General features: G+C 62.9%; 2 protein-coding genes and 1 pseudogene. All 3 read right to left on the bottom strand.

What is annotated here, in order from left to right:
- Positions 1–322 (bottom strand): annotated as a pseudogene (locus RMO15_RS13820) (hypothetical protein); the annotation flags it as partial.
- Positions 312–1,481 (bottom strand): hypothetical protein, encoded by a 1,170-nt coding sequence (locus tag RMO15_RS13825; RefSeq protein ID WP_309713624.1) that lies wholly within the window; start codon positions 1,479–1,481, stop codon positions 312–314. The gene RMO15_RS13825 and the pseudogene RMO15_RS13820, both read right to left, overlap by 11 nt.
- A gap of 251 nt (positions 1,482–1,732) precedes the next feature.
- Positions 1,733–2,933: recombinase family protein (locus RMO15_RS13830; protein ID WP_309713626.1), on the bottom strand; the 1,201-nt coding region annotated here is incomplete at its 5' end.

Below are 2,933 nucleotides of genomic sequence, written 5' to 3' on the forward strand. Positions count from 1 at the left end.
GCTCGTCAGTCAATCCGTTGCGTCCCGCCTTCAGCTCGATGTACAGCCCGTGGCACCCTGACGATGGCACTGGAACGAACACATCCCACACCCCGGCGGTCAAGCCCAACTCCACGGCATCCGCCCCACGCTTCGGCCCGAGCCAAAGCCCGTTCGGGATCGCATGCACCCACCTCATTTCGGGGTGCGCTCTCGCATGAAGCCGAAGCCAAACAAAGAATGCCCGCTGCTCCTGGGCCTCGATCTCGGCGCGAGGCTTTCGGGGCCGGATGCTCGCCATACCACGCAGGCAGAGCTGCCCGTCCCGTCGCTTACCCGGCATCTGAAACTCCAAGGGCTTCAGCCCGCTCTCGTGCCAGTCGCTTCGCTCGCATCACGACCGGAAGCGAGTCCACGCCGCGCCGCCGCGCCAGGGACTTCTCTGGCTCCGTGCCACCGTCCAGAACCGCGGCGAGCGCCACGGCCAGAAGCCCCGCTTGCTGATCCTCCGAGAGTGCCTCCCACGCCGCCGCCGAGGTGCCAGGTTCAGTCAGGCGCGGTGCCGCCTCTGAGCGCATCTGGGCTGGAGCAACGGTAACTCGAACGGGCCGTTCGCCGCGGTCACTGCCGTGGCTCGAAGGCGGCGCGGGCGCGAGCCACCCGGCACGTATCGCCGTCACGAGCAGGGCAGGCAGGCTTCGTACTTCGTGAGAGGCCGCGTAAGCTCGTGCTGCTCTGACCGCGCTCCTCACCGCCTCCAAAGGCTTCTCCCCGACTGCTCGACGAGCGGCGTTCCGATCCAGACCCGCTTCTACTGCGATGGCGACGGCTTCGCTCTCGGGCTCTGGAACCTCCGCAGGAGAGACAACAACACCTGCTTGCTTGGGGGCAGAACCAGTGCCTTGTACTGTTGTCGTCTTCTGCGCTTTGCTCTCTTCTAAAGGAAAAGGCCGCGCAATTGTCCGCGCAGACCCCGCGCAATTCCGATCCTGAGAAGTGGCTTCCAGGTGCTCGGCGCGAACTCCCAGCTTGGCGAGATCAAGCTTACTACGCCACTTGCCCAGGCGCTTGAGCAGCGAGCGGCACAGGGCGCGCACAACGGCGGGCCACTGCTTCATGCCAAGGATCGCTTCCGCGAGTGCCGACCAGCCCGCTTCGATCAGCTCCACCGCCGTGACCAGTGGGCGAATGGTGCGCTTGCCGTAGGCATCGAACTCACGGACGATCAGCCCGCAGGCTTCGAGATCGGCAAGGCCCCGGCGGATGGTGGAGACATCGCGAGCCAGGCCCATCGTGGGATGGTGAGCGAAGAACTCGTTCTCGGCGCGACATCCTTGGTTGGCATGGAGCCAGAGAATGTTTCGCATGAGAACCCCGAGGCGTGCTTCTTTGTCGCTACGCGCTTCAGGAAGCCGCCATAGTGGTAAAGTATCAACGTTAGCAGCAAGCTCGGTCGTTGGCGCGAGAAGGGCTTGCTCTGTGGGGGCGGTGTGCCGGTTCATCGGGGCACCGCCTTCTTGTTTAGATGGGGGAGAGGCGCGAGCCTATGTCTACGCGCTTTGAGGGGTTGCATCGGTCAGCCTCCGCCGTCGGCCCAGAGGCGCGACGAAACGAATTAAGCTGACAGGCTGAAAATCTTCCGAACGGTGAGCGGCGAACCCTTTGCGAGCCACATCCATTGTGGAACCTCGAAAGTCTGCCGCACCCATGCAAGGGTTTATCCACAAACCCGACGATGAAGAATTGTGAAAACTCACATTCGAATCGGGAGCCATGCGGTCTCAGTGTCCTGAACATTGCTCAGGAAGAGACGCATGGCTCCTTCGTTTTTTGCGCTGAAGTCCACCCGATCCACGACGAGAGGGAGAAGCTCCACGCGCTCCTCCTCAGACAGAGCGGCCCACCGCTCCAGAAACCCCGACCACAATCCAGCTATCGTGGCGGCATCAGGCCGGGGCAAGGTGCGGCGCACTTGGGCTGCCTCCAGCTCCTCAACCCGCTTGATCCACTCCTCACGGCGTGCTTCCAGGATGCGTAGCTCCTCGGCTAGGGCGTTCGAGCCACCCACCACCTTGATCGCCTCGATAATGCGCTCAATCTTCTTCTCGGTCTCGCGCTGGTTACGCTTGGCCTGCTTAATCTCCTCACGGGTCTCGCTGGGCGAGGGCAGGTTCTTGGCCACCGATTCATAGAGCCGGATCAGTCGGGAGGGGTGCTCGGCGCAGCGCTGCACTTCTCCGAGGATGGTGCTGTGGAGCGTAGCAGCGTTCACCCGCTTGACCGGGCAGTCCGCGCCGTACTGGGTTCCGTGGATGCACTGGTAGTACGAGACAATGGTGGTTCGGCCATGGAACGCCGCAGGAGTCATGCGGCAGCCGCAGTTCTTGCAGTAGATCCGCCCCTTGAGGTAGTAGGTCATCGGGTCGCGCTGGCGGCCCTCTGCCCAGCCCTCGGAGCGAGTGTTGCGGCGGCGCTCTGGGTTACTCAGCAGCGCCTGGACTTGCTCCCATAGCTCCGGAGCAATAATCGGCTCATGGGCAGTGGGGTTCATGTGCTCCCCGAAGCGTGCCACACCGATGTACTTGTCGTTGCGCAGGAGCTTGGAGATGCGCTCCATGGTCCAGGTACAATCGGGCACCTCGCGGCGCAGGTAGCGGCGCACCTCGCCCATGTTGTCGAACTCAGCGAAGATCTCGAAGGCTTTGAGGATATGCGGCGCTTGCTCGGGGTGGGGGATGATCCGCCGTGGGGCGGGCTTTACCTTGCCGCCAGGGAGCAGGGTGTCGGTCATGCCGGGCACAGGCTCTGAGCAGAGGGTGCAGGACAAAAAAGTGGTGAGGCAAGCCGATTTGCCTTCTGCTCCTAAAGTCGTCATCATAGGGGGATGACAGAAGAAACGAAACAGCGACTTCGCCAACGCTTTGAACAGATCCTTGCCGCCCAAGATGCACCGC

It is taken from the genome of Armatimonas sp., assembly GCF_031410135.1.
In the GTDB taxonomy this organism is placed as follows: Bacteria; Armatimonadota; Armatimonadia; order Armatimonadales; family Armatimonadaceae; genus Armatimonas.